We start from the raw sequence: 26,235 nt of genomic DNA, 5'->3' as shown, positions 1-26,235 counted from the left end.
TCTCGGGGCCATTCCCGCTAACTCCGCATTTGCGCCGACCACCTGCAGGCCCCTAGCGCACACAAAAGCGTTGCGGCCAGCCGACACTGCATCGCGTCCAACCGAGCGGCCCGGCCACGAGCATTCAACGACGCCGCTTCCGCGCATGGGTGCCCGTTCGCCTGGGCGCGGTTGCAGCGTCCGCGCGCCTGCGCCGACGCTGCTCGCAGGCCCGAAGGCGCGCGAAAACACCCCCTCCCCGCCCCATCCACCAGTTGTCGTACAACCAGTATAGTAGCCGTCGCGATTCGTCTTCCTGGGAGTTTCCCTACTAAATTCTCCGTTCTTCCCTAGCGACAATGCCGTTCACCGCTAGTTGTACGATGACGTACGAGATAACTCTCCAAACAACGGCGGCAAGCAAAATTCGGGCGCTCGGCCGTGTGCCGGCGCCGTTGGGATGCAGCGATCAACCACGGAGACTCAATTGAACAAGCGCGTATTGAAACTGTCGGCCCTCGCTCTGGCTGCCGGCTTGGCAGCGGGCGCGGCGCAGGCGCAGACCAGCGTCACGTTGTACGGGATCGTCGATACGGGGATTGGCTACCAGAGCAATCAGGCGCCGGCGCTGGGCGCCACGTCGGGCGGCAAGGCCGCGACGAAAATGATCAACGGCATCTGGTCGGGCAGCCGTTTCGGTTTTAAGGGGAGCGAAGATCTGGGCGGCGGCACGAAAGCGGTGTTCCAACTCGAAGAAGGCTTCAACAGCGCGACGGGCGGACAAAGCGTGAACGGCCTCGCGTTCAACCGGCAGGCGTACGTCGGTCTGAGCGATACGCGCTACGGCACGCTGACTTTGGGCCGGCAGTACACCTCGTTATACACGCTGTTGTCTCCGTGGAGCCCGACGACGTGGCTGACGGGCGCATTCGGCGCGCATCCGGGCGATATCGATTCGTTGGACACCAACTATCGCGCGAACAACTCCTTCGTCTACACCTCGCCCACCCTCAGCGGCTTGACGCTGAGCGGCTCGTACTCCATGGGCGGCGAAGCGGGCAGCTTCAACGCGGGTTCGACGTGGAGCGCCGCCGCGCAGTATAAAAACGGTCCCCTCGGCGTCGCCGCGGGCTTTCAGCGCGTGAACAATTCGGCGGTGGGCGGCGGCGCTTGGGGCTCGTTCTCGACCGTCAGCAACAACGGCAGCCAGCCTGCCGTGTCGGCGGTGAACAACGGTTACCAGTTGGCGCAAGCGCAGCAGCGGATCGCGCTGACGGGCGGCTGGCAATTCACGCCGTCGTTCGATCTTTCGGTGTCCTACTCGAACGTGCAGTACATCCCGGGCGTGAACTCGAAATTCGCCAGCGAAGCCGTGTTCAACACGTACGGCGCGGTGCTGCATTGGAAGGCGACGCCCGCATTGGATTTGGCCGGCGGCTACAGCTATACGAAGGCGTCGAAAGCCAACGGCGTGACCGACGGTGCGCAGTACCACCAGTTCGTGCTCTCGCAGTACTACTCGCTGTCCAAGCGCACGGCGTTCTACGTGCTCGAAGCGTTTACGCGCGCGAACGGCCAAACGCTCAATGCGGCAGGCGGCGTGATCAATGCCACGGCCACGATCGGCGACGGCTTCAACGGCACGCCTTCGTCCACGCGCAACTTGTTTGCCGCGGGGGCAGGGATCGTCCATCGGTTCTAACTCTTCGAGTTTTCCGAGGCGCAAAGGCAGGAGCGTTGGGCGGTTTAGCGGCGGGCTTGCCGTCGCGGCGCCAGCGAAACGTCGTGCGGCCCATCCTAGCGATGGGCCGCATGAGTTGCCTAACGACGTAGTCCCCGATGTAGTCCACCGATCGGATCAACCGCCCTGCACGAGCGCCGTCACCTGAGGCGCCGTCATCGCGCCGCGATAGATGCGAAAGTCGTCGATCGAGCCGGCGAAGAATGGATCGCCGCTCCATTGCGAGCGGCCGATCCAGTTTTGCGCCGTCTTGCCGATGCGCCACGGCGCAAATACGAAATCGCTCGAACTGTTGACCGCCGCGCCATTGACGTACAAGATCGCCGTCGTGCCCGATAGCGTGACGGCGACATGCGCCCACTCGTTGACCGGCAGCGCCGCCGTGCCGTCGAGACGCCGCTCGCCGTGAGGCCCGTTGGTCGTGATCGCGAAGCGCACGACGCCCCCCGATCCCATCGGCGTCAAGAACATATAACGCCCGGTGCCGGCGCCGAAATCGAACACGCGCGCCCAGCGGGTGGCACGAGTCCAATTGACCCACGCCGCGATCGTGAAGTCCGAAACGTCCGCCACGATGTCGTCGGGCAGGCTGAAATAGCCTGTCGCGCCGTCGAGCGAAACCGCGTTGCCTCTCTTACCCACGGCATGGGTCGCGCCGCCCACGAGCGTGCCCGTATGCCCATTGCCCGTGGTGTCGGCCGCCGTCGTGCCGCTTGCTTCGTCGAAGCTCAGCAGCGTGTGCGCTGCCAGCGCCGTCACGGCGGCGACTTCCGCAGAATTGGCGCCCTCGCCAGACGCCGTCGCGGCCGCTACGACGTAGTACCAAGTGCCGGCGCCGGGCTTGTCGGTGTAACTGAGCGGATCGACGATGCCCGAGGCGACGACGCCGTACGGTCCCCCGGCCGTCGCGGCACGCTTGACGGTATAGCTCGATGCGCCGGCCACGCCCCACCACGACAATACGACCCTTCCCGCTTCCGGCCAGGCCGTGAGCCCGGATGGCGCCGCCGCGGGCGCGACGGCGTCACGCGTGCACGTCAATGTGCCGTAACCGAGCTGGTCGTAGCCGCCGCTCGTCGAACCGTAATTGCCGCCGCCGCCTTCCGGTTCAATTGCGAGCGCGAATTTCGTCGACCATGGCGCGGCGAGGCCTTTCCGATTGACGTAGTGGTTGTAGACGAGCGCCCAACATGGCCGCACCGTCCCTCGACTCGCGGTCGAAAACCCGGGCTGCACCACGTCTACGTTCGAATAAGTTACGTACGGCACCGTCAGATACGTGCCGTCGGGCTGCACCAGATTCGCCTTCGCGACATACTCCGCGCCGGCAAGAAACCGATTGCGGTCGTGCCCGTAAGCGTCGATGCCTTGATTCCAAGCCATTTCGCATATAGCGCCGCCCAAAGCGATGCCAAGCGTGTTGTGACCTTGGTCGCGGCCGCTCTCCTGCCACTGGCCGAGATAGCCCGGATGCACGTAGTAGACGGCTTGTGCGATTGCGCCGTTGCCGGGGCCGTTCAGGAAGTAGTCGATGCCCGAATCGAATATCGCGTGATCGTCGCAAAGCACGCCGATCGCCATCACCGAGGCGATGTTGCACAGGTCCCAGTTGGCCCAGTAGTGAGTAATCTCCGTGTTGTTATGGCGATTCAGGAAGTCCGCGTTGATCGGATAGAAGATGTTGCGCATCATCGCCTGGAACGCCGCAAAATCGGCAGCCGCCCAACCCCGATAGCCACGCATGATCTCGCCGGCGTTGGCAAATTCGTAGCCATACAGTCCGGCCGCGAGGTCGACGTTCGAATCGCCGCCCAGGCGTTGCAACGTAGACGACCATGCATTCATGATTTGCACGGCTTTGTCGGCATAGCGGGCATCGCCACCCACCTTCCAACGCAGCGCGCATGCGTAGGCTGCGGCGATGTCGTTGTAGAGCACCGGATAGTTTTGCGGGCCGGTACCGCCGCGGTCCACCTCGACTTGCGGACGCGGCGACCACGACAAGCTTGCGTGGCTGTTCGCGGCCAAGATCTTCCAGCCGTCGATCCATGGCGAGGTTTGGGTCGAGACTTTCAGTGCCATACGGTCGAAATCGGCCTGCGTATGCAGCAGACCCGGGTGGACGAATGCACCGCTCGACACGATATCGGCTTGCCCGGTCGCCACGTGCGCCAGTGCGCTGGCCGACGCTGCGCCGCTCGCTGCGGCGCGGGTGCTCGATGCGGCGGCGTCCGACGCCGCGCCGCCGCATGCCGAAAGCGCCAGCGCGCCGAGGCTATAGAGAAAGGTCCGCCGAGAAATGTCCGGCATCGACTCGTTGCCCTTCGTCTCGTCCATATCGCATCCGTGTAGAAATCGTTGCCGCGTGCCCTGCACCGTCAGTTGCGGCGTTGCCTGCCGGTATCGAACTTGTGCGCTGCTGCTGCGCGAACACGTGCGACCGCGCCGCACGACGATTGTTCAATCGAACGAAGATACACAGTGGCAACGGGGACAAGGGCATCAGGATCGACGGAAACGAGCGTCAGAAAACCCTTAGGGCGAAGCGTTGGCTGCGCCCTCGACGACCGCATGCACGAGTGCCGGCGAAACATAGTGCGGCCCGTCGAACAGATAGACGCGGTACCCGCGATAGGCCTGAAGCTGCGGTTTCAATTCGCTTGCGTTCGCCGCGCGCACGCCTGCGCCCGGCAACCCACGAAACGCCTCGGCAATGATTCGCACACGCTCGGGCCCTAGGCGTTCGGCAAGTGCGTCCGCGTAAGCTCGCGCCACGCCCGGCTTGCGCACGTAGTCGCCGCAACCATCTTGGAACAACACGCCGACATCGCGCGGCAGCCATCGGTCCAGCCACGCCGCGAGCGCGGCGCCCCCGATGTTCGAGTTGTCGTAGACGCTGATCCATAGCGGCTTGGGCAACTGATCGAGCAACGGCTCGAGCGATGCGGCATCGCGCCAGGTAGGATCGACTTCGACCGGAAAATACCAACCGGCGACATGCATCGGCCACTTCACCGCCGCCAGCGCGAGCGATTGCTTGACGAGCTGCGCCGCATTGCCGCGCGCCCGCGACTCGTCGAAGCGGGCCGCCAAACCGACGATCACCTCCCGTGCCCACGGCTCGCGGCCGATGCGCTTCCAGTCGGGCAACCGTTGCGCCGTCTGCAGGCGCGCGCCCGCCACGAGCGCTTCGTCGTCCACCGCGGTCCATTGCACGAGCAGCTCGCGCACGCCAAGCGCGTCCCATTGCCCGTGCGGATTCATATGGGCGGCATCGGGCTGCCAGATGATCCCCTGGGCGAGCTCGGATGCATCGCCCCGATCTGGCGTGGCGGCAGCGCAGTAGCCCGCCGCCATGGCGAGTGTGCAAGCGGCCACCCCCGCGCGGCGCCGCCAGCGCCTTGCGAGCGCTCGCGTCGGCGCCCTATCGCCCATGGCTGCGCGCGAGCGTGTCCGTCAGCGCATGCCGGTAGTCGTCGGCTAAACGCGCTCGATCGATTTTTGCGTTGACGGTCAACGGCAGCATCCGGCAAGGGATCAGTTCCGAAGGAATCATGTAGGGCGGCAGGCGCTCACCCAGGCGCATGCGCCAATCGCTCGGCAACGCACGTTGCGCGCCTCGCAGATCGTTCGCGCCAGTCTCGACGAAAGCCACGATGCGCGCCACCGTGCCGTCGGTGCGCCGCAACGGCACAGCGGCCGCATGAACCCCGCCCGGCATCGCCGCGAGCGCCGCGTCGATCTCCGCCAGCTCGATGCGATAGCCGTTCAGCTTCACTTGTTCATCGATACGGCCGTGGCAAAACAGCAGTCCATCGGCATCGACACTGCCCAGATCGCCCGTGCGAAACGCGCGCTGGCCCGCGCGCGAGAACATGCGCGTCGCGTTCAGATCGGCGCGGTTCAGATAGCCGCGCATGACATAGGGGCCGGCAATGCACAGCTCGCCGCCTTCGACGAACACTTCCCCGCCGCGCCGCGCGAACCCGATCGGCAAGCGCTCGGGATGCGTGGCCAGCACGGCGTCGTCGACGACGATCCATGTCGCCGCCACCGTGGCCTCGGTCGGACCGTAGGTATTGATGATGCGCGCGTCGGGAAAGCGCTCGCGCAATCGCCGCGCCAGAGAAACGGGCAGCATCTCGCCGCAGAACAAAAACGTGTTCAACGACGGCAGCGCGACATGTGCGAAGCGCGGATCGAGTAATTGCTGCTGCGCGAAGGACGGCGTGGAGACCCATGCGCTCACCCGCGCGTCCGCGACCTTGCCGATGAACGCAGCGCCCGGCAGGCAGGCCGCGCGCGACATCATCACGATCGCGCCGCCGGACGTCAGAGTGCCGAAGACTTCATACATCGAGAGGTCGAAGCTGAACGGCGCCTGATTCAGAAAGACCGGCGCCGTACCGAGCGCGAAGTCGGCCGCCATCCACTCGGCCAACGACTGCACGCTTTCGCGGCCGATCTGCACACCCTTGGGCTCGCCCGTCGTGCCGGAGGTGAACAGCACGTAGGCAAGATTTTTCTCCCGGAGTGGTTGCGCACGTTCCGGCGCCGATTCGCACTCGCCCGCCCAATCGAAGCGTTCGAAGCTCGCTCGGCGCGCGTCGTAATAGACCGAGGCGCCGAGCGCACACGCGATGCGCCGCATACGCTCGTCGGGATAAACGGTGTCGATCGGCACGAACGGCGCACCGAGCATCAACGCGCCCGTCATGGCCACGAAGAAGTCCGCTTCTTTGTGTCCGCGCACGATCACCGGCACGTCGCGCGCGATGCCTTGAACGAGAGCCGCGTCGCACCAGGCGAGCGCGGCTTGCTCGAGCGCACGCCAACTGAGCGTGCGCTCCGCCGCGACGACGGCCGGTGCGTCGGGACGCACGTCGGTTTGGACGAAACGGCCTTGCGCTAGATCGAAATGCATCTGCGCCGCCTATTTGAACGATGGGAACGATGGGTTGGACGCGTTCGACCGGTCCGAACCCTGAGCGGCGATGAACGACGCAAGCGCGGCTGCACTCGCGAGGTGTTCGGCGATCTCCGTCGGCGGGACCGACACGCCGAACTCGCTCTCGACCCGCAGCACGATCTCGACGGCGAGCACCGAATCGACGAGTCCCGAATCGATCAGCGGCGCATCGGCGTCGATGCTACGCAGCACGACTGATTCGACGAGCGCTTGGACGCGTTCGAGCAATCCGTTTTCTGTTGACATCAATCGAATCTCCTTCAAGACAGGTCGATCAAAACTGGAAATAGAGAAAGCGCGTTTCGCCATGCAATTGCGCAGCGCATACGAGCAAAACGAGCACGATCGTGGCCGTCCAGCGCCAGGACGGCGACCAGCGCCAACGCGGCGCAACGGTATCGGCGGCGCGCTCCAGCGCCGGTGCGAACCGGCCCATCCATTCGTGCGAATTCGGCGCAAACCAAGCGATCGCCAGCAGCAGCGCGAGTTGCGGTGCAGGCATGCTCCGGCCCAAGGCCAGCCGCAGCCCACCCCACAGGCCGCCGCCATCGTCGATCGACGGCCAAGCGGGCGGCGCGAAACCGCGCAAGCCGGCCATGCCTTCGAGCATCGCAAGCGCATCGCCCACTCCGTGCGCGCGAAAGAACACGAACGCGACGAGCGCGGCAACGAAGGTGATCAGCACGCTCGCGACGCGCCACGCGTGCGAGCGCACCTTCGCCGCTGGCGTGCCGGGGGACCGAACCGCCGCACTTCGGTCGTTGGCTTGGCGCCAATTGCGCCAAGCGTGATTGACGGTCAGATAGACCGCGTGCAGCACGCCGTAGATGAGGTACTGCAGCCCGGCGCCGTGCCAGATCCCCGCGAGGCCCATCGTGTAGAACGTCGGCACGGCCACCGTGGCGGCGAAGCCCATCGGCGAGCGCTGCGCGGCACGACCGATCGGTTGGCCCCGCTGCGCACGGCGGCGGTTGATCCGCATCGACAGCGGGTAATAGAGGTAAGCGGTCAGGTAACGCGTGAGCGTGATGTGCCAGCGCTGCCAGAAGTCGATGATGCTGGCTGCTTTGAACGGCGAATTGAAATTGAGCGGAAAGCGAATGCCGAAGAGTTTGGCCAGACCCACCGCCATGTCCGAATAGCCCGAGAAATCGAAGTAAAGCTGAAGCGCGTACGCGAGCGCCGTGCCCCATGCAGCCCAGCCGTCCAATGCCGCCGGGGCCGCGAAGCCCGCGTCGGCGTAGGCGGCGATCGGATCGGCCAGCAGCAGCTTCTTGGCGAGCCCCATCGCAAACACGCTCGCGCCGATCGAGATGTTTTGCGCGCGCAGCCTGTATGTCTGCGCTTGCGCGAACTGCGTCATCATCTCCTTGTGATGCAGAATCGGTCCCGCGATCAGATGCGGAAAGAAGGTCACGAACTGCACGAAGCCAAGTGCGTCGGATTGTTTGACGATCCGCGCGCGGCAATCGAGCAGATAGCCGATCTGCGTGAACGTGAAGAAGGACACGCCGAGCGGCAGCACGACGCTCGATGCGTGCTGCGCGAGCCAGCCTTGTTGCGAGAGCCCGCACCATTGCACCCACGCGCCGGCCATCGCCGACCAATACTTGTAGCGCACGAGCACGGCCAGATCGACGCAGATCGCCGCCGTCAGCCAAATGCGCGCGCTGCGCGAGCCGGGCGCGGATGCGAGGATCGCGCGGCTCATGCCGTAGTTGAATGCGATCGACATCGCAAGCAAACCGATGAACGCCGGCGCCCATGCGCCATAGAACGCGAGCGAGGCCAGGCACAGCCAGAACGCCGCCAAGCGCGGCGAACGCGCGCCGGCCACATAGTAGAGCGTCAACGCAATCGGCAGAAACAGCGTCAGGAAGACGAACGAGTTGAACAGCATCGGCGTATTCCCTCACTGACGGTGGGTAGACATCGGCAAGGCCGCCACCGACGGACCCGATGCGATAGAGGCAGGCGAAGACAGCGCGTCTTCCGACATCTCCCAAATGACGACGCGCACGCTGGACGGCCACTGCGCCCGCTTGGCCCAGATCGCCGCAAGTGCGCGGTCGAAGCGCCCATCGTCTTCGCTCACGTTCCATACCTCGCCACCGAGCGCTCGGCCGAGCCGGTCGGCAAAGCCGCTGCGTCGCGAGAAAGAACTGCCCGCAAGCAGCACCCGCGCGGGCGGGGTGTCGTCGAGCAAGCCGCCGGAGGGTATGGGGCGGATCGTTTCGGGCATTTCGATGTCGGGTGCGGGCCGCCAGTCGTTCGGAACATCGGCCAGGCCGGCGAGCCGCAGCAGATCCCCCACCCGCGCGCGCACACCCGATTCGTGCTCGACCGCGAATCGCGTATCGCCGCGTGCGCCCAGGAACGGCTGCACCGCGACCGCAACGGCGTCCGCGGCCGCTTGCGCGCCGCGCCCGTTCCAATGCACGTCGGTGCGATAGAAGGCGGGGCGGGCGGCCGTCAGCGGGCCGAGCAAGTCCACTTGCGCGACACCGGCTTGCGCGAGCGCCTCCCGCCACGCCTGCCAGCGCGCGGTCATGCGCGCCTCCTGGCGCAAGCCGCAGAGCGCCTGCGTCTCGACGCGCGCTTTGTCAGGGACGGTCGCGACGACGAGCGCGATGCCGTCGCGGCGCAAGGCGTCGGCGTAGCGATGCAGGGTAGCGACGTGTGCGCGCATCGCCTCGGTCACAGGGATCGTCTCGGCTACCGACGGCGCAGGCTGCAGGCCATCGGCGTAGAACAACCAGCCGCGGCAGCCCTCACGCACTTGCGGCCCTAGATCGCCGAGCACACGGTAGCGCAGCGCAGCGCTCGCGCGGCGCAGCGCGGCGGCGTACGGCACGTCGATGGCGCGATCGATGCGGCGCATCGCCTCGCCGCTGCGCCATGCCGCGGCATCGCCGAGCGTGGACGCCGGATCGGCCTTCGTGCGCGCGACGAGCGAGGCGATGCCGAGCGCGAACGCGCCGGCGAGCAAGGCCAACACACAAGCGGCCATCGGGCGATGTGCGCGCTCGGACTCTGCCATGCGCGGCGAGCCAGCCCCGAGGCGGCCGTGGCGTTCGGCAACGGTCTCGCTCATTGCGCCAGCGCCTTATCGATACGATCGAACCAAGCGGCTTCGGCCATGATCGACGAAGCGTCCCACTGACCCGAGGCGCTCGGACCGTAAGCCATCTGCCCTTCGTTGAACTGCCAGACGATCGCCTGCGGTTTTTGCTGCGCGAACGCGGGGGATTCGAGGTAATCGAGCAGCGTCTTCCACGGCCCCGTATCGCCGAATTTCCAGGTCAGTCCGACCGGACGCGCGAGCGCATGCGAGAGCCGCTGAGTAAAGCCGAGGTACGGCTGCACCATGCTGTTGCCGACCACCTGCACCACGGGCGCGGCATCGGCCAGCAAGCCCGCGCCGTCGGTCTCCTCGCGTACGATGAAACGGTCTTTACCGATGGCCCGCTTGCGATCGGGCGGCAGCAGCGCCGCGAGGTCGCCATAGTCCATCTCTTCGGTCCATTCGCCCAGCTCCCTCGGCTCGCCCTGCTCGCCGGGCAGCGGCCCGGCAGCCGCTAGATGCCGCGCCGTCGCATCGGCCGCCGCTTCGGCCGTATGCGCGGACCAATGGTAGTCGGCGCGAATATAGGTGCTGTCCTCGCGCGTATCGACGTGCGCGAGCGCGGCCGCCGCGTCGACGAAATCGAGCCGCGCGTCCCGCGCATGCGCAAGGATCGCCGCGTAGCGCTGCGCGACGCTCGTAGAAAGCGCGGTGTCGTCGGGCAACTTGTCGGCGGCGGCGCGCGCCTTCAACGGCGCGACCACCATCGTGCAACGCACGCCGCGTGCGCTGAGCTTGCCCACGGCCTTGCCGATCAAGTCGACCACGGTCAGGCACGCTGGCGTATCGTCGGCCGTCCAGCTTTCCCAAGCGGGGAACAACCAGCGGTCGCGGCCCTCGACCACGCCCTGCGCCGCGCGTGCCATGCGAGGCGTGAACGTCAAACCGGCGGCCAGCGGCGCGGCGGCCAAAGCCAACAACAAGCGGCGGCGGCGCGCGCAGATGGCGGCGCCCGGATCGTGAGCGAAGTAGGTGGGTCTCATCGGCAAATATTCTTGTGGGTGGAGTTCAAAAAGAGCGCCATCGTCGTGGGCGGGAACCGCGCGAGTCCCGCTCGCCTCAGTGGCCGCCCGGCCATTCGAGCGTGTCGGGCACGCCGCCCAGCACCGGCCGCGCGGCAGTGCCGGACAGGATCAACGTGTAGCTGCGGCCGGCAGCCAGACGCGGGAGTGCGAACGGTGCGGAAACGGCGTCGCCGCAAACGGCGACCAGGGTCGCGGCGACCGGGTTGATCGAGCGCGCCGCTGCGTGCGCCGGCGCGACGCGATCGAAGACGACCGTGTCGGCATGGCGCTCGAGCGCGACTTTCCCATCGCATCCATCGACGAAATTGAACAGCCGTAGCTGCGCGCGCAAGGCGTCGGCGGTGGCCGCTGGCGCGGCGATGGATCGCGCTCGCCAGCCGCGCGCGCCGTCGCGCTCGATCGCCACGGTGATCGTCGATCCGGCGGTGTCGCTGCCCGCCGCGCGCGCGGCGGCGGCGTCTTGCGCGGCGATCGCGCCGTCCACTTCGACACCGAGCGTCGTGCCGGGCCGCACGACGCCGAGCCCCGTCGCCGCGCCCGGCGCGAGTTCGATCGGGCGTGCACCACCCGGCAGCGCAACTTTCGCGGCGCGCGTCGAAAGGTTGACCACGCGCAAGTACGTCGCGTCCGCCGGCGGTTGGGGGCCGTATAAGCTCGCGACATCGTCGGCGGCCGCGCTAGCCGAAAGGGGTGCGGCGGCCATCATGACGGTCAGGGCGGTCACGGCGGTCAGAGCGAATTCGCGCGCATGGCGGATTCCCATGCTCCGCTTCTGTTCCGAGGCTGGGGTTCGAGTTTCGTTTCGGTTCGTCATCGCTAGCATCACGTTCTTGGTTCGAATCATTGGAAAACGAGCGGCCAGGCTCGTATCTGCCGCCTTCAATAAGCAAACACCGCGCTGCAAAAGGCGCCGCGCGCGCGGTCGTCGCCGGTCACCTTCCAGCGGTACTGGACCGAAAGCTGGACCGACGAGCGCAAGGTGTCGTACTTGCCGTCGCGAAATCCGTAGTGCACGGTCACGCCCACGCCCGCGCCCACCGGCACGCTGCGATCGACGCTCGTGTCGTAATCGGCGCCGAGCACGGCGTAAGGAAAGACCGTCAAGCGCGGGCTCACGCGGTCGATTCGGTAGCTGCGCCCCGCTTCGACGAGCGCCGTCGCGTAGTTCGATCCGTGCGCCAGATAGCGGCCTGCTTCGGCGTAGGCCGATAAGGTCCACCACGACGGCACATCCACGCGCCGTTCGGTGCCCACCCCGGCCGAGTAGGCGAGCCGCGCGAGCCAATCGCCCTGCGCCTGCGAGCCGATCGGCACGATCCGTTCGAAGGCGGCGATGGCGTCGACGCTCGAGAACGGCTTGCCGCGCACACCGAACGCGGCCTCGAGCGAGCTTGCGCCGCTCGCCCCGCCGCCCGACACGCCGAAGCCCTCATAGCCGCGTGCGTACAACTCCAACATGCGATCGCCGAGGCTGCCGAGCGGACGCCAGTACACCTGCGCACCCGCTTGCCAGTTGTTGCTCGCGGTAGCCGTCGGCGTGCTCGGATAGCCCGACTGCAGTCCCGCGCCGCGGTAGTCGAGCGAGACGTCGAAGCCCCATTTGCGCGTCGCCTCGGAATGCGCCGCCCGCAGGCCTTCGAGTTCCTGCGCCCCCTCGGCCTGCGCCGAAGCGGCTTTTCGCCGGTGCTCGTCCTGGCGGCGAACGGGTCGATCCTTATCGGCGGCGCTCGAACGCTCGGAAACGACAGTTGGAGCCGCCGCTGGAGCGAGCGCGCCGATCGCGCGCTCGAAGTAGCGTGCCGACTGCGCGTCTCGATCCGCCGCCGCCGCGGCATAGCCGGCGTCGGCGAGCGAGAGCCCGGCGAGCTTGCCCTGCGCGTCGGCGTGCTCGAACGCGGTCAACGCGCGCGCATCGTCGCCGGCTTCGCGCGCGACGTAGCCTGCTTCCAGCACAGGCAGCGAGTCGAGCAAGCCGTCATCGATCAGCCTGCGCGCTTCATGGTTGGCCTCACGCGTCTGCCCCGCGCCTTCGAGCGCGTTGATCAATGCCGCGCGGTGCTGCGCATTCTCGGGCGCGGCCGCCACCGCTTCGCGCGCGTAACGGATGGCCCCGCGCTTATCGCCCCGCTCGCTCGCGAGATCGCGCGCACGGCCCGAAGCAAACGCGGGATCGGCGGGCCATACGTCGCAACTCGCGCCGAAATCGGGATCGTCCACGCAGTCGGCGATGGGCTGCACTGCACTCAACGTCGGCACCGGGCTTGCATTGCCCACGAGCCGGCGCGCGCGGCCAAGCCGCTCTGCGACGAGCGCATCGGTGTCGTCGCCAAGCGGTGGCATAGCCGAGAGCCGATCGAGCGCATACTGCGCTCGCCCTTGCGCCATCCATATATCGGCCGCAATCGCGCGCGCGCTGTTCCGTGTCGAGCGAGTGGCGTCTTCGCGGTGCAAGGCCGCGTCCAGATCGGCGTCGGCGGGGGCGAGACGTTGCTGCTCGGCGCGCGCGAAGGCGCGAAAGACGAAGGGCAGCACTTCCGTATCGTCGTAAGCGATAGCGTCGCTGGCGGCTTGCTCGAGGCCGTCCCAATCGCGAGCCGCCATCAAAGCGTCGAACAATGCGACGCGATAGTCGATGTTGTCGGGTGCGTAGGCCACCGCTTCACGCGCCGCAGCGCTCGCCTCCCTCAAGCGAGCGCCTTGGCGTGCGGCGAAGGCACGGTGCGAAGCCTTCGGCGCCATGCCATTGCCGATGAAGGTGCGTCGCAGCCTGAGGTCATCGCTGTCGCCGAAACGTTGCACCGCTTCGACATCGGCCCGCCATGCGAGCGCGTCGTTGCCGGCCGCGCTCGCCGAATCGATCAGCAACAAACGCAAACGCAGCACGTCGGGCCGCGCCGCGATCGCGCGCTGCGTCTCTTGCACGGCGCCGGCATAGCGCTTCTCGCCGTAGGCGCGATACGCCCGCTGCGCGGCTTCGAATGCCTCGCCCGTTAGCGCGTCGCCCGGTGCGCTCAACGCGCTCGGCCGCTGTGCGAGCCGCTTGGCAGCCGAGCCGACCGCGTCGATTTGCGCTCGGCGTTCGACCAACGGACGGCGCGGCCCCAGATCCCCGATCGCCTGACGTAGCGCGGCGCTCGCGGCGCCATAGCGACGCTGGGCCGCCAGCGTATTGGCGAGGAGCAGCCGCAACTCGAGCACGTCGGTGCGCTGACGGATCGCCTCTCGCGCGAGCCCTTCGGCCTGTCGATAGTCGTGTCGTTCGAACGTGGCGTAGGCTTGCTGCGCCACGCGATAGGCCGCGCCGCCAAGCGCCGGCGGGTCGATGTCACGCTCGCTCGCGTGCCCGGCCGCTGCAGCGAAGGCGAGATAGACCAGGCAAGCCCGCGCCATGCGCCGCAGGCGCGGAACGCGATAGTGGGGCGATTTCGCGGTTGGCGTCGTGCGCGCCGCGGCCGCCACGGCTTGATGAACGTTCGTGTCGCGGCTCATGAGCCCGCCCCTTGCAAGCTGCTTAGACGGCGCTGCTCGTCGATGACAACCTCGATCGCTTCACGCGAAACGACGCCGCGCGCGACCATGAAATCGCCGATACGGCCGTGCCGGTCGGGATGGTATTCGGTCAGGGCCGCTTCGAACGCTTGCCGGCGCACGAACCCGCGCTCGATGAGCAAGTCACCGATGAGCGGTATGCTGTGCATCGCCGCTGCTTGCGGTCGTGGCTGCGTTTGCTCGGGCGTTTGCGTTCGCACCTGTGCTCGCGGCGCATCGTCCAAGCCCCCGCGCAACCGCCTGAGCCCGAATGCGATCTCGCCCTCGCGCACGATCCTCTGCTCCACGCTCGCGCCAATGTGCGCCTGAAGCTGCGCGAGCAACGCGTCGCCGAGCGGGCTCGCCGTCAGCACCACCGCGCGCCCTGCCGTATCGAAGCCCTGCGGCAGCACCCGAAAGCGAATGATCGTGTCGAGCGGCAATTGCCCACGATGGCGCTCGAGCGCATCGGCATCGAGCCTCCCGCGTTCCAACTCGGCCTGAAATGCGATGGCTTCGGCAAGCGTTTCGTCATCGAGCCAGCCCTTGGCCATCAGCACTCGGCCCAGCGGCGCTTCGCGTGCGTGCGCCTCATCGAGTGCGCTGCGCAGCTTCTGCGCATCGATGGCCTGCCAAGAGACCAAGAGCTCCCCCAAGCGCTGCCGCCGATCGACCAAGCCATCGGCGGACGGAAAATCGTGCATCGTCTTGTCCCATGCGAGCCGCTTACCGGTCGCCATATGCACGACGAACAAGCGCCACGCGCGCGCCACGGCCAGAAAATTGATGAAGTTGGCGATCACCATGCGCGGTGCCGACAACAAGCCGTGTTCCCAGCCATATAGGCGCGTCACGAAGTACATGCGCTGCACGGCGCGCAGCGCCAACGCGCACGCGTTGAACCACAGCAATGCGCGAAACCAGGCGGCATCGGCGAGCGCCGAGGCGGCGAACGGCGGCGCCATGCCAAGGGCATCGGCCAGCGCGAACAACAGGAATTGGGCGACGAGAACATAAGCGAGCATGCCGACGATCGCCGTCACCGTGCCCTTGCGGTCGCGCAGCAACAGATAGCGATTGGCGAGCGAACCCGAGAACCCGGTTTGGCGCCAACCTTGCAGGCCGATGCCGAGCGTCCAGCGGGCGCGTTGCCGATACGCCGTGCGCAGCGTGTCGGGGAAGAACTCGCGCACGCAAAGCGGCATCGACAACGTGAATTCGCGCACGGGGCCAAAGCCGAACCAGGTCTTGCGGCGCGCGGCGAAGGTGACCGGAAAGCGCGCGAAGATCGACTGCATGCCGAGCTTGGCCAGGCGCGTGCCGACGTCGTAGTCTTCGGTCAGGCTCTCGGTGTTGAACGGTTGATTGTTCGTCTGCGCGATCAAAGCGAGCAATGCGCGGCGCGAAAAGCACGTGCCCACCCCGGCCGACGGCACCGCGCCCGCGAGGCTCTCGCGCACGACGAGATCCTTCGCATGCCATTCGGCGAATTCGTCCATATACGTGCCCGCGACGAGTTCGAACCAATGGCGCTCGAGCGAGGCGACGGGCAGTTGAATCATGTCCTTGCGCGGCAGCAGGTAATTGAAGAACTTCAGCTCGAGCGGATGCAGCACGTCCTCGCTGTCGTGCAGCACGACGCCCGCGAACTCGATGCCGCTTTCCTGCTCGTGCTTGAAAATCGCCTGGATGACCCAGTTCAAGCAATCGGCCTTGCAGGTGGGACCGTCGTGCGGCACCTCGACGCGCCGCAACTGCCGGTAGCGGCGCCGCATGCGCTCGACTTGCTCGATCGTGCGCGCGTCGTTGCGATACGTGCCGACGAAGACGACATAGCGGCGGTAGTCGAGCACGCGCACCATGTCTTCGAGCATCGCCCCGATCACGTCGTATTCGAGCCAAGCGGGCACCATGATCGCGATCGGCTGCTCTTCGCGCACATGCAGTTGTTCGACGGTCAGCGCGCGGTAGCGCCGTTTCACGGTGAAGTGCCGGTAGATCTCGCGCGACCAATACCAGAGATCGACGAACAAATCGTCGAGGCTCGACGCGAAGATGACGACCGCGACCACGGCCGAGAGCACCTCGAGCATCGTGAAATAGCGGCTCATGGCATAGCCGCCGTACCACTGCAGCGCGACGAGGCTCATCGCTCGCCGTCCTTCGCCCGATGGCGGCGGCGCTCGATGCCCGCGATCGCGACGAGCGCGATCAGGAAAGCGACGATGCCCGCGGCGACGAGCCATGGCAAACGACGCGAGAAGACATCGGCGCGTGTGCTATCGGTGACGACCTCGCCCGGATGACGCGAATCGAACAACCGCGCCACCCCGTTCGAGGCGACGAGCGCAACGTCCCCGCGCACGAGGCGCAAGGCGGCGGGCAGTTGCGGCGCCTCGCGGCCCAGCGAGCGATAGGCGATGCCGGTGGCGCCGTTCGATTGCGCGACGTCGATCACGGCAAGCTTGGACAAACCCGAGACATCGGCATAGACGCGCCCCGATGCGTCGACGAGCTTGAGACGATCGGCGGACCATCGTGCGCGGGCATCCTCTTGCTGCAGCGCTAAGTCGGCGGCGAGGAACGGGCCCGTCGGCGCGGCCACCGCGCCGTCTTTCACGACCGCGAGCGCGGCGCGCGACGGCGCGAGCCCGGCGGCGTTGGCCAAGCGCGCGAGCCGTGGCAGCGACTCGGTGGCATCGTCGAGATAGGCTGCGGGCACGAACACGCTCGCTGCCGTCGCAAAGCGCGGCAGCATGCCGATGAAATCGTCTTCCACGGCGGCGCGCGCGAGCGTCAGATGACTCGTCGGCAGCACGGCCACCGGGTAGCCTTGCGAGCGCGCCTCGCAGCCGCCGTCGGGGCGGCGCTGGAACACGACGCGCAGCACGTTGGTCGGCGCCAGCGCGAAGCGCGGCACGTGCGCGACGATCGTGCCGGGCTTGCCGTCCTCGCGCAGCAGTTTCGAGCCGATCAGCACGCCGTTGAAATACACGGAGGCGATGTCGCCGTCATGGTGCGGCGTCGGCGCGGCGGCAAGGTCGAGCACGACTTCATCGGGAAGCTTGCCGCTGCCGGCGACGGCGGACAGGTCGAAGCTCGCGTCCCAGATGGCGCGACCGAGCACGTCGAGCGTGCGCGGCTCGCCGCCTAGCGCGGACAGCGCGATGCGATCGGCGTCGGGCGCGAGCGCGTCGTCGAGACGATGCACGACGTAGCGATCGGCGAGCCCGACGGCGCGCCAGTCGCGCGCGAGCGCTTGCGCGGCGCTCGAATCGCCGACGACGATGGCCGCTTGCCCCGGCAAATGCGCGACGCGAATCTCGCCGGCCGCTAGCGGCTTCTCGATGGGCGCAAACACCCGTGCGCGCCAAGCATCGAACGCCACTGCGCCGGCGGGCGAGACCGCCGCGATCTGCGTGCGCAACGCGTCGAGCGCCGCGCGCGTTTGGCCGCGCAGTGCGTCGTCGGCGATCACCATATCGGGCGCGAAGGCGCGGTGCGATGCGAGCGTCAGGAGCGCGCCCACCGTCGCCTCGTCGGAAAGCTCGATGCCGCTGCCCGAAGCAAGCGCGGCGAACGCCGGGACCGCGCGCAACGCGGGCGGCACGTCGGCCGCGTCCAGTTGCACGGTCTGACCCATCGCGGGCCACGCGCGCACGACGGGCGCGCGCCCTTCGCGCTCCATCAGCGCTTGCACGCGCCAGGCGGTATCGAAGGCTGCTTCGCCAACATGCCGCCCCGAGATCGCGACGATGGGCGCGAGCGGCAAGGCGCTCCATGCCGTACGGACGTCGGTGACGGCCTCGGGATCGAAGCGATAGGAGAGCCGCGAGCCGGGCGCGACGCGTAACACGTTGCCGATGGCCGTTTGGTCCGTGCAGAGCCGATCGTCGATGACCGAGGCCCATTGCAGGCCGACGCGCACGAAGCCGCTCGGCCGCGGCGCCCCGTCCACGCCGATGCTCGCTTGGGCATCGCCTTGCGCTTGCGTGAAGCTGCGCGCGAGCACCGGCGCGCCGTCGAGCGAAACGACCAGCGTTTCGCGTCCGCCGTCGGCGTGCAGGAAACCGCCGTCCAACTGCAGCGTCGCGTCCTCGATCGGCACACCGGCAGGAACCGGCAGATACAGCTCGTGGCGGGCGTCGGGCGCCGACAGGACGAGCGGCTCGCGCACGCCCAGGTCGGAGAGCGTGACGCTGCGCGTCGTCACGCGATGCTCGCTCAGATGACGAAACGCGTCTGCAATGCCGCTCGCCGACGCATCGCTCGTGGCGGCACACACGCCATGAGCAAGAATCAGTAAGGGCGCGGCGGCAAGCGCCAGGCGAAGGCGCACGGCGGTGCGCGCGAAAGGATCGGAGGTCACGATAGTTTGGTTCGGTTCTATGAATGCTCGGAAGAAGACCGGGACGATCCACAGCATCGCGGATCGCTTCGATGGGCCGTCCGGCGCGTCGATGGCGCCCACGGCCGGCGACGCAGCGGTGCGGCGGTAAGCGCACTAGAGCGGCATGGCGTGCTCCAAGGCCTCGGTGGGCGTCGCGTAGGGCCGCGTGAAGCTCGCGAACTCGATGAATGGACGGCCCGCGACGGCGGCGGCGATGCGCTCGGCCGCGTGGCCGTCGCCGTAGGGGCTGATCGGCTGGCCCAGGGAAGCCCCGTTGCCGCACCCGCCCAGCAAGGCGCGCACGCCTTGAACGATCGTGTCGGCATGCGTGCCGACGAGTCGCACGGCCCCTGCTTCGAGCGCTTCGGGCCGCTCGGTGACCTCGCGCATGACGAGCACGGGCTTGCCGAGCGCGGGGGCTTCCTCCTGCACGCCGCCCGAATCGGTCAACACGATGGCAGCCCGCTGCATGAGCCGCACGAAGCCGAGATAGTCGAGCGGTTCGATCAAATGCAGGTTGGGCGTCGCGCCGATGCGGGCGTGGGCGGGGCCGCGCACGTTCGGGTTCAAGTGAATCGGATAGACGATTTGAACTTCGCCGCTGCGAGCGAGCGTGTCGAGCGCCGCGCAAATCGAGGCGAAGCCTTCGCCGAAGCTTTCCCTGCGATGCCCGGTGACGAGCACGATCGGCACCGCCTCGTTCAGTTCGGGCAAACGGGCGTCCAGCCGCCGGCGCAGCTCGGGGTCGGCGTCGATGCTCGCCGCCGCCATGTAGAGCGCATCGATGACGGTGTTGCCCGTCACGAAGATGCGCCCGGCGAGCGACTCGGTCATCAGGTTCGCCTTGGCGCTTTGCGTCGGCGCGAACAGGAGATCGCCGATCGCATCGACGACGCGACGGTTCATTTCCTCGGGCCACGGGCTCGACATGTCGCCCGTGCGCAAACCCGCTTCGACGTGGCCGACCGGAATGCGGCGATGAAACGCGGCCAACGCCGCGGCGCAGGCGGTGGTCGTGTCGCCGTGCACGAGCACGCGATCGGGCCGTTCCTGCGCGAGGATGTCGTCGAACGCGAAGATGAGACGCGAAGCAAGACCGTTGAGCGTTTGATTGGCCGTCATCAAGGCAAGGTCGTAACGCGGACGAATATCGAACAGTTCGAGCACTTGCTCGAGCATCGAGCGGTGCTGGCCACTCACGCAGACGATCGACTCGAGTCCCGGCGTTTTATCGAGCGCCTTGATGACCGGCGCCATTTTGATCGCTTCGGGACGTGTGCCGAAAACGGACATGATTTTTGTTGCCATTGTTGATATTCCCCGATCCGTTCAATGCTTTATGCGCCGCCGAATGACGACCGCGTTCGCAGCCGATGCGTCGTGCGCATGGCGTGCAAATGCGATCACCCGCTGAAACTGACGATTACCGGCGCGCGAGAATCGGCGCCAAGTCGGGCGCGGCTCAGATCACAGCTTGCATTCGCGCCGAGGGGGAATTTTCCGAATTTTCGAGAACCGGCTTGCAAACAATCGTTAACCCCATAGCCAAACAAACGTTAAGACGCATAGCGTCGGGCGGGGCAAACGATTTCGCAGCTTCGATTAATCCATTGGAATTCGGCAGCGCTATGAATGTTTGAAATGATTGAAACGCGCGGCGCGATCGCGCGCATTGCGGCAGTCGAAAAGGGGAAGGCGGGGAAAGACGAACATTGGCGCCGCTCTCGCCCGCGACGGACTACGCCTGGGCGTAACCGTCGCGGTGAAGCGGGTGAAGCAACTGCAGGGGATGAAACAGGTGAAGCGGGTGAACCGGATGCATCGTCGCCGGTTGCGGCCCGCCTTGCGCGAGCCGCAACCGTTCAAGCGCTCACGTCGAGCGCTTAGAAGAACCCGAGCGCTTCCGCTTGGTAGCTCACGAGCAGGCACTTCGTCTGCTGATAGTTCTCGAGCGCCTTCTTATGCGTTTCGCGGCCGATGCCCGACTGCTTGTACCCGCCGAACGCGGCATGCGCAGGATACAGGTGGTAGCAGTTGGTCCAGACGCGGCCCGCTTCGATCTCGCGACCCATGCGGTACGCGCGCGTTCCGTTGCGCGTCCACACGCCCGCGCCGAGTCCGTAGAACGTGTCGTTGGCCAGTTCGATCGCTTCTTGCTCGTCCTTGAACGTCATCACCGACGCCACCGGCCCGAAGATTTCTTCTTGGAACACGCGCATCTTGTTGTTGCCGAGCAGCATCGTCGGCTGAACGTAGAAGCCCGTGCCCAGATCGGGCGCCGGCGCCGTGCGCGCACCGCCGGTCAAGCATTGCGCGCCTTCGCCGCGGCCGATGTCGATGTACGAGAGAATCTTGTCGAGCTGCTGTTGTGAAGCTTGAGCGCCGATCATCGTCTGCATGTCGAGCGGGTGCCCTGCCTTGATCTGGCCCACGCGCGCGATGGCTTTTTCGATGAAGCGGTCATAGATCGACTCTTGAATCAGCACGCGCGAGGGACACGTGCAGACTTCGCCCTGATTGAGCGCGAACATCGCAAGCCCTTCCAAGGCCTTGTCGAGGAACGCGTCGTCCTGATCCAAGACATCGGCGAAGAAGATGTTCGGGCTCTTGCCGCCCAACTCGACCGTCGAAGGAATCAGATTCTCCGCTGCGGCGCGCAGAATGTGCTTGCCGACCGGCGTCGATCCCGTGAACGCGATCTTTGCGATGCGCTTGCTCGTTGCGAGCGCCTCGCCCGCTTCCTTGCCGAAGCCGTTGACGATGTTGACGACGCCCGGCGGGAACAAGTCGCCGATCAACTCCATCAGCACGAGCACCGACGCGGGCGTTTGCTCGGCCGGCTTCATCACGACGCAGCAGCCGGCCGCGAGCGCGGGGGCGAGCTTCCACGCCGCCATCAACAGCGGGAAATTCCACGGGATGATCTGGCCGACCACGCCCATCGGCTCGTGGAAATGGTAGGCGACCGTGTTGTCGTCGATCTCCGAGATCGCGCCTTCCTGCGCGCGGATGCAGCCCGCGAAATAGCGGAAGTGATCGACGGCGAGCGGCAGGTCGGCGGCCATCGTTTCGCGCAGCGGCTTGCCGTTGTCGATCGTCTCGGCCACCGCGAGCAGCTTCAAGTTCTTTTCCATGCGATCGGCCACCGCGAGCAGCGCGTTGGAGCGCTCGGTGGTCGAAGTCTTGGCCCACTTGCGGCGCGCCGCATGGGCGGCGTCGATAGCAGCTTCGACATCGGCTGCGCTCGAACGGGGGATCCGGCAGAACGGCTTGCCGTTGATCGGCGAAACGTTTTCGAAATACTCGCCCGCGACAGGAGGCACCCATTTGCCGCCGATGAAATTGTCGTATTGCTTGCGATACGGGTACTCGACGTCCAAACCGAGCTGTTTCAGGTCAAACAGGTCCATTGCGTGTCTCCTTCGATCATGTATTCGAAAATTCGCGGCGCCGAAGCGGCCGCCCTATCAGGCAACAAGCATGCCAATTGAAAGACTCGGTGCGCACCATGAGAACCGCTTCGCCGGTCGGCTCCGCCCTGCTTCAATTTCGAACAGTTCTGCCTCGCTCGCTCGACGACTGTCGCAATTTGGGACAGTCGTCGAACGCGCCGCGCTCACTTCACCGATGCCGAAGCCAGCGCCCCTTGCGCGGCGCTCTGCGGGCCGGCGTTCAGCGGCGTGGTCGAGGCCCGCGCGGCGTCCGCCGTCAGCTTGCTACCGCCCGACGGATACCCGTTCACATTCAGCAAAAACGCCATCAGGTCGGCGTATTCGCTGTCCTTGAGCTTGCCGGGGCGGTCGGCCGGCATGTTGGTCGCCATATAGTTATAGATGCCGCCGATCGTCAGGTGGGCATTATTTGCGGGCGCGAATGCCGCACCGCTCAGCGCCGGCGCGGTCACCCCTTGCATATCGGCGCCGTGGCACTTGGCGCAGTTCGCCGCATACAAACGCTTGCCGTGCGCAACCTGCGCCCGGTCGAACGAAGGGGCCGCGGCGGTCGTGGCCGCGGGTGCGGCCGCATCCGACACTTTGACGATATATCCGCGCAGGCGAGCCGAGTCGCGCGCCGCGCGCAGCAGGCCGGTGCGCGCGCCGGGCACGGGACCATCGAGATAAGCGAAAGCCGCCGTCCTGCCTCGCGCCTCTTGTATTGCGGCGGGCGTCACCCAGGCTCGCGTCAGCTCGGCAAGACGCCCATCGGCTTGCATCGCGTCGAGCGCCGTGTCGACCTTGCGCTGCAGGCCGTTCGCCCCTGCTTTGAAGGCGAAAACGAGCTGCCAGTCGGAATAAGGCGAATGGGTCTTGCGCACATCGAATTGGCGGCCCGCATGCGCCTGCTCGTATGCGACCACCGCCGGATACCAAACGATTGCGCGGCCCGCGCGGCCGCTTGCCACGGCGTCCACGGTTCGCTCGGGTGTGCTCTCGAGAACGAAGCGCACGTGCTGCTCTTGCACGGCGATCAATTGCGACGGGCTGCCGTAGGTTGCCGCTACCGTCTCGCCCGGCGCGAGCTTTTCGGCTGCGCCCGAGGCCGCGCCGACGCTGACGTAGCTCGCGTTCAAATAACCACGCGAGAACAACATTTTGCCGTCCGAGGCATCGGCGGCATGTGAGCGCGGAAAGCCCGCGATCACATCGCAGTCGCGGCCGAGCGTTGCGTGCAGTTCCTTGAGCGAGACGCCGTCGTCATCGCCGCCTGCATCGCCGACCTGAACGAACGTGCTGTCGATGCCGGCCGCTTTGAAGGTCTCCGTCGCAACGCGCTTGTCGAGCGCCACGGACGGGCTGCCCTTGAAGGTGCAAATGCGGACCGTGGATGCAGCCGCGCTCGTGGAAAAGAAGGCGAGAGCCGCGGCGACCGATACGGCGGCCGCGCCAAAATTGAATTGCGTGTTCATGATGGTGCTTTCGAAAAGCGCCGCGCCGCAGGCGACCGCCGTGCCTGGCAGGCGGTCGCGGCATGAGCCTAGCGGTTGAGCGCGGTAATGAAGTGACCGATCAGCCGTGATGCAGGGCGAAGACGTAGAGCGTGCCGCCGCGCGGTACCTTGTCGGCGACCTTCGCCATCGGGCCGCCCCAGATCGGGTTCGCGCCGCCGTAGCCGGCGAGCACGGCGACATACTCTTGCCCATCCGCTTCGAAGACGGCCGGCTGCGCGATGATGCCGCTTGCCAGTTGCGGGCTCTTCCAGAGCACCTTGCCCGTCGCCGCATCGAACGCATAGAGGTGGCCGTCGAGCCCGCCGCTGAACGCAAGGCCGCTCGCCGTGCTGGCCACGCCGCCGTTCCACGGCATCTTGCTCCAGTGGCTCCACACTTTCTTGCCCGTGTTCACGTCGATCGCTTGCAATTCGCCGTAGCCGTGACTGCCCGGCTCGGGCTTGATCTCGAAGCCTTCGCCGAGATACGGCAAGCCTTCCATGTAGCTCACGGATTTACCCGACAAGCTCATGCAGGCATGCAACGACGGCACGAACGCAAGGTGCCGCTCGGGATCGTACGAAACCGACCACCAGTTCTTCCCGCCGAGGAAGCTCGGGCAGGTATCGATCGTCGTGCCCACGGTCGGGTACTTCGACTTGTCCTGGATCGGCTCGCCCTCGCTCGTATAGCCGGTGACCGAGGTGGCCTTCACGAATGCGTTCGCATAGATGAGCTTGCCCGTCGTGCGATCGATGGCGTGGAAGAAGCCGTTGCGGTCCGCATGGATGATCGCGTCGTAATCCTTGCCGCCGTACTGAATGTTGGCGAGGATCGGGGTATTGACGCCGTCGTAGTCCCAGGTGTCGTTACGCGTGTACTGGTAATGCCACTTGATATCGCCCGTCTTCGGGTCGAGCGCGAGCAGCGAATCGCTGTACAGGTTGTCGCCCGGACGCAGCGAAGCGAGCCACGGCCCCGGATTGCCCACGCCCCAGTACAGCGTCTTGGACGCCGGATCGTAAGTGCCGGTCAGCCAGGACGCGCCGCCGCCGTGTTCTTGCATGCCGTCGGGCCAGGTCTCCGCGCCTTTCTCCTTCTGCGAGGGGATCGTCACGCGCTTCCACAGGACGTTGCCGTTGTCCGGATCGAGCGCGGCGATGAATCCGCGCGCGCCGTATTCGCCGCCGGAGTTGCCGACCACGATCGCGCCGTCGATCGCGAGCGGCGCGAGCGAGAACGCATAGCCGGTGCCGGGATCGAACATGCGCTTCTTCCAGGCCACGGCGCCCGATTGCGCGTCGAGCGCGACCACCTCGCCATCGAGCATGGCGATATAGACGTTCTTGCCGTAGAGCGCGACACCCCGATTGACCACGTCGCAGCAAGCATTCTTGAACGCCTCTGGACCCAGCTTGGGTTCGAACTTCCAAAGCGCCTTGCCCGTGATCACATCGAACGCGTAGACGTTGTCTTTAGGAGTGCTAACGAACAAGTACCGGCCATTGACGATCGGCGTCGCTTCGAAGCCTTGCTGCAGTTCTGCGGGGAATTTGTAGCTCCAAGCGATGCCGAGCTTGCGCACGTTGGACGGATCGATCTGCTTGGCCGGCGAATGCGACTGGCCGCTGTAGGTGCGGTAATAAGTCAGCCAACCGGGATCGTTCTGCGCGCCTGCTAACCGGTCGAAGGTCACTGCATCATAGTCCGCAGCCGCGATCGAAGGCTGCGACGTGAGGCCGACGGCCGCGATGGCCGCGGCGGCGAGTGCCGCGCGGCTCCAGGCCGAAACTGAACGTCTCTTCATGTATGTCTCCTGTGTCGGCGCAAGTCGTTGCTTCGCCAATCGGTCGCAACTCGTGCATCGGATCGAGCTGCGACCCCGTGCAACGCACTCGGGCCGCTCTCATGCAAGGCTTGGTTGGTCGATTTATCGCGGCGCGAATCGCACGAGTCATGACGCTCGATCTGCGAACATTCGCCGCGGTCCTCGTTGATGCAAGTCATATGCCATCGCGCCGAGATCGTTAGCCCAAGCGACTTGCGCACTTGTGCACATGCATCGAAGCGTCATCGCACGCGACAGGAGGACGCGGCGATGCGTTCCAATCTGAAACAAGTCCCACTCAGGGGTGTCGCGAAACGAAACACCCAAGCGCACACCTCGCGCTGAGGTCGCGCCATGGCCTCCGCCGCAATCGAGCGGCGCCATACTCGGGCCGACATTGCCCTCGCGACTGCGACCCATTGGCATGGTTCTCGCGTTAAAGTGTGCGACGCCGGCGGCATTGCCGGTCCATGAGACGCGGCGCTGGGAGGACATCATGAGACGGTTGCGGATGGTGGTGGACAAGTGGCTCGCGCCTGCGCCCGAGGCCTCGATCCGCGTCGAGCGCTGCGCCGCCGGCTCGCAGGGCAAGCATCGCGTGCGCGTTGAGGTGGACGGGCCGCGCGGCACGACCGCGCTGTATTTCTTCCGCCACGACGACGGCGCGTGGCATGTGTTCCCCCCGGGACAAAGCGGCGTCACGATGGGCGTACGGGCGGCGTAA

17 protein-coding genes are annotated in these 26,235 nt (G+C 66.4%); 2 read left to right on the top strand and 15 right to left on the bottom strand.

Annotation, left to right across the window (positions count from 1 at the left end; translation table 11 throughout):
* The first annotated feature begins 439 nt into the window (after positions 1–439).
* Entirely contained in the window at positions 440–1,681 is a 1,242-nt protein-coding gene (locus QQS38_RS17680) for a porin (protein ID WP_479646660.1), read from the top strand.
* A gap of 156 nt (positions 1,682–1,837) precedes the next feature.
* On the opposite strand, the gene QQS38_RS17675 is transcribed toward QQS38_RS17680, so the two are convergent.
* The 15 genes from QQS38_RS17675 to QQS38_RS17605 form a co-directional block, all read right to left on the bottom strand.
* Positions 1,838–4,057: a LamG-like jellyroll fold domain-containing protein gene (locus QQS38_RS17675; protein ID WP_479646659.1), complete on the bottom strand. Its 2,220-nt coding sequence runs from the start codon at positions 4,055–4,057 to the stop codon at positions 1,838–1,840.
* Positions 4,058–4,255: 198 nt separating this feature from the next.
* Positions 4,256–5,155: an alpha-amylase family protein gene (locus QQS38_RS17670; protein WP_479646658.1), complete on the bottom strand. Its 900-nt coding sequence runs from the start codon at positions 5,153–5,155 to the stop codon at positions 4,256–4,258.
* Positions 5,145–6,644, bottom strand: coding sequence for an AMP-binding protein (locus tag QQS38_RS17665; RefSeq protein WP_479646657.1), 1,500 nt, complete (start codon positions 6,642–6,644; stop codon positions 5,145–5,147). Before QQS38_RS17665 ends, QQS38_RS17670 begins: the two co-directional genes overlap by 11 nt.
* Before the next feature lie 9 nt (positions 6,645–6,653).
* Positions 6,654–6,935 carry an acyl carrier protein gene (locus tag QQS38_RS17660; protein ID WP_479646656.1) on the bottom strand — a complete coding sequence of 94 codons (282 nt, stop codon included), beginning with the start codon at positions 6,933–6,935 and terminating at the stop codon, positions 6,654–6,656.
* 28 nt (positions 6,936–6,963) lie between these two features.
* A complete protein-coding gene (locus tag QQS38_RS17655; protein WP_479646655.1) occupies positions 6,964–8,589 on the bottom strand; it encodes an MBOAT family O-acyltransferase in 1,626 nt (541 codons plus the stop codon).
* Positions 8,590–8,601: 12 nt separating this feature from the next.
* Entirely contained in the window at positions 8,602–9,783 is a 1,182-nt protein-coding gene (locus QQS38_RS17650; RefSeq protein ID WP_479646654.1) for an alginate O-acetyltransferase AlgX-related protein, read from the bottom strand.
* The gene (locus QQS38_RS17645; protein WP_479646653.1) at positions 9,780–10,796 is read right to left on the bottom strand and encodes an alginate O-acetyltransferase AlgX-related protein; all 1,017 of its coding nucleotides are present in this window, start codon (positions 10,794–10,796) and stop codon (positions 9,780–9,782) included. The genes QQS38_RS17650 and QQS38_RS17645 overlap by 4 nt, the downstream gene beginning before the upstream one ends.
* Positions 10,797–10,872: 76 nt before the next feature.
* Entirely contained in the window at positions 10,873–11,601 is a 729-nt protein-coding gene (locus QQS38_RS17640) for a hypothetical protein (RefSeq protein ID WP_479646652.1), read from the bottom strand.
* 116 nt (positions 11,602–11,717) lie between these two features.
* On the bottom strand, positions 11,718–14,327 hold the full coding sequence (locus tag QQS38_RS17635) for an NfrA family protein (RefSeq protein WP_479646651.1): 2,610 nt from the start codon (positions 14,325–14,327) through the stop codon (positions 11,718–11,720).
* Complete coding sequence (locus QQS38_RS17630; RefSeq protein ID WP_479646650.1) at positions 14,324–16,516, bottom strand: glycosyl transferase family protein; 2,193 nt, start codon at positions 16,514–16,516, stop codon at positions 14,324–14,326. The genes QQS38_RS17635 and QQS38_RS17630 overlap by 4 nt, the downstream gene beginning before the upstream one ends.
* Positions 16,513–18,735, bottom strand: coding sequence for a cellulose synthase (locus QQS38_RS17625; RefSeq protein WP_479646649.1), 2,223 nt, complete (start codon positions 18,733–18,735; stop codon positions 16,513–16,515). The genes QQS38_RS17630 and QQS38_RS17625 overlap by 4 nt, the downstream gene beginning before the upstream one ends.
* Before the next feature lie 135 nt (positions 18,736–18,870).
* Complete coding sequence (gene wecB, locus QQS38_RS17620; protein WP_479646648.1) at positions 18,871–20,064, bottom strand: non-hydrolyzing UDP-N-acetylglucosamine 2-epimerase; 1,194 nt, start codon at positions 20,062–20,064, stop codon at positions 18,871–18,873.
* Between the two features lie 575 nt (positions 20,065–20,639).
* Positions 20,640–22,166: an acetaldehyde dehydrogenase ExaC gene (gene exaC / locus QQS38_RS17615; RefSeq protein ID WP_479646647.1), complete on the bottom strand. Its 1,527-nt coding sequence runs from the start codon at positions 22,164–22,166 to the stop codon at positions 20,640–20,642.
* A gap of 206 nt (positions 22,167–22,372) precedes the next feature.
* Positions 22,373–23,662 (bottom strand): c-type cytochrome, encoded by a 1,290-nt coding sequence (locus QQS38_RS17610; RefSeq protein WP_479646646.1) that lies wholly within the window; start codon positions 23,660–23,662, stop codon positions 22,373–22,375.
* 100 nt (positions 23,663–23,762) lie between these two features.
* Positions 23,763–25,490: a methanol/ethanol family PQQ-dependent dehydrogenase gene (locus tag QQS38_RS17605; protein ID WP_479646645.1), complete on the bottom strand. Its 1,728-nt coding sequence runs from the start codon at positions 25,488–25,490 to the stop codon at positions 23,763–23,765.
* Between the two features lie 517 nt (positions 25,491–26,007).
* Between QQS38_RS17605 and QQS38_RS17600 the strand changes: the two genes are divergently transcribed.
* Positions 26,008–26,235 carry a hypothetical protein gene (locus QQS38_RS17600; protein ID WP_479646644.1) on the top strand — a complete coding sequence of 76 codons (228 nt, stop codon included), beginning with the start codon at positions 26,008–26,010 and terminating at the stop codon, positions 26,233–26,235.

Source organism: Trinickia sp. Z7 (assembly GCF_056498045.1).
The sequence above is the reverse complement of the archived record's forward strand: the minus strand, read 5'-3'. Positions and strand labels throughout refer to the sequence as shown.

Coding starts and splice junctions, on each gene's coding strand:
- QQS38_RS17680 (WP_479646660.1), top strand. CDS start 440: ATGCAGCGATCAACCACGGAGACTCAATTGAACAAGCGCGTATTGAAA.
- QQS38_RS17675 (WP_479646659.1), bottom strand. CDS start 4,057: ATGGACGAGACGAAGGGCAACGAGTCGATGCCGGACATTTCTCGGCGG.
- QQS38_RS17670 (WP_479646658.1), bottom strand. CDS start 5,155: ATGGGCGATAGGGCGCCGACGCGAGCGCTCGCAAGGCGCTGGCGGCGC.
- QQS38_RS17665 (WP_479646657.1), bottom strand. CDS start 6,644: ATGCATTTCGATCTAGCGCAAGGCCGTTTCGTCCAAACCGACGTGCGT.
- QQS38_RS17660 (WP_479646656.1), bottom strand. CDS start 6,935: ATGTCAACAGAAAACGGATTGCTCGAACGCGTCCAAGCGCTCGTCGAA.
- QQS38_RS17655 (WP_479646655.1), bottom strand. CDS start 8,589: ATGCTGTTCAACTCGTTCGTCTTCCTGACGCTGTTTCTGCCGATTGCG.
- QQS38_RS17650 (WP_479646654.1), bottom strand. CDS start 9,783: ATGAGCGAGACCGTTGCCGAACGCCACGGCCGCCTCGGGGCTGGCTCG.
- QQS38_RS17645 (WP_479646653.1), bottom strand. CDS start 10,796: ATGAGACCCACCTACTTCGCTCACGATCCGGGCGCCGCCATCTGCGCG.
- QQS38_RS17640 (WP_479646652.1), bottom strand. CDS start 11,601: ATGGGAATCCGCCATGCGCGCGAATTCGCTCTGACCGCCGTGACCGCC.
- QQS38_RS17635 (WP_479646651.1), bottom strand. CDS start 14,327: ATGAGCCGCGACACGAACGTTCATCAAGCCGTGGCGGCCGCGGCGCGC.
- QQS38_RS17630 (WP_479646650.1), bottom strand. CDS start 16,516: ATGAGCCTCGTCGCGCTGCAGTGGTACGGCGGCTATGCCATGAGCCGC.
- wecB (WP_479646648.1), bottom strand. CDS start 20,064: ATGGCAACAAAAATCATGTCCGTTTTCGGCACACGTCCCGAAGCGATC.
- exaC (WP_479646647.1), bottom strand. CDS start 22,166: ATGGACCTGTTTGACCTGAAACAGCTCGGTTTGGACGTCGAGTACCCG.
- QQS38_RS17610 (WP_479646646.1), bottom strand. CDS start 23,662: ATGAACACGCAATTCAATTTTGGCGCGGCCGCCGTATCGGTCGCCGCG.
- QQS38_RS17605 (WP_479646645.1), bottom strand. CDS start 25,490: ATGAAGAGACGTTCAGTTTCGGCCTGGAGCCGCGCGGCACTCGCCGCC.
- QQS38_RS17600 (WP_479646644.1), top strand. CDS start 26,008: ATGAGACGGTTGCGGATGGTGGTGGACAAGTGGCTCGCGCCTGCGCCC.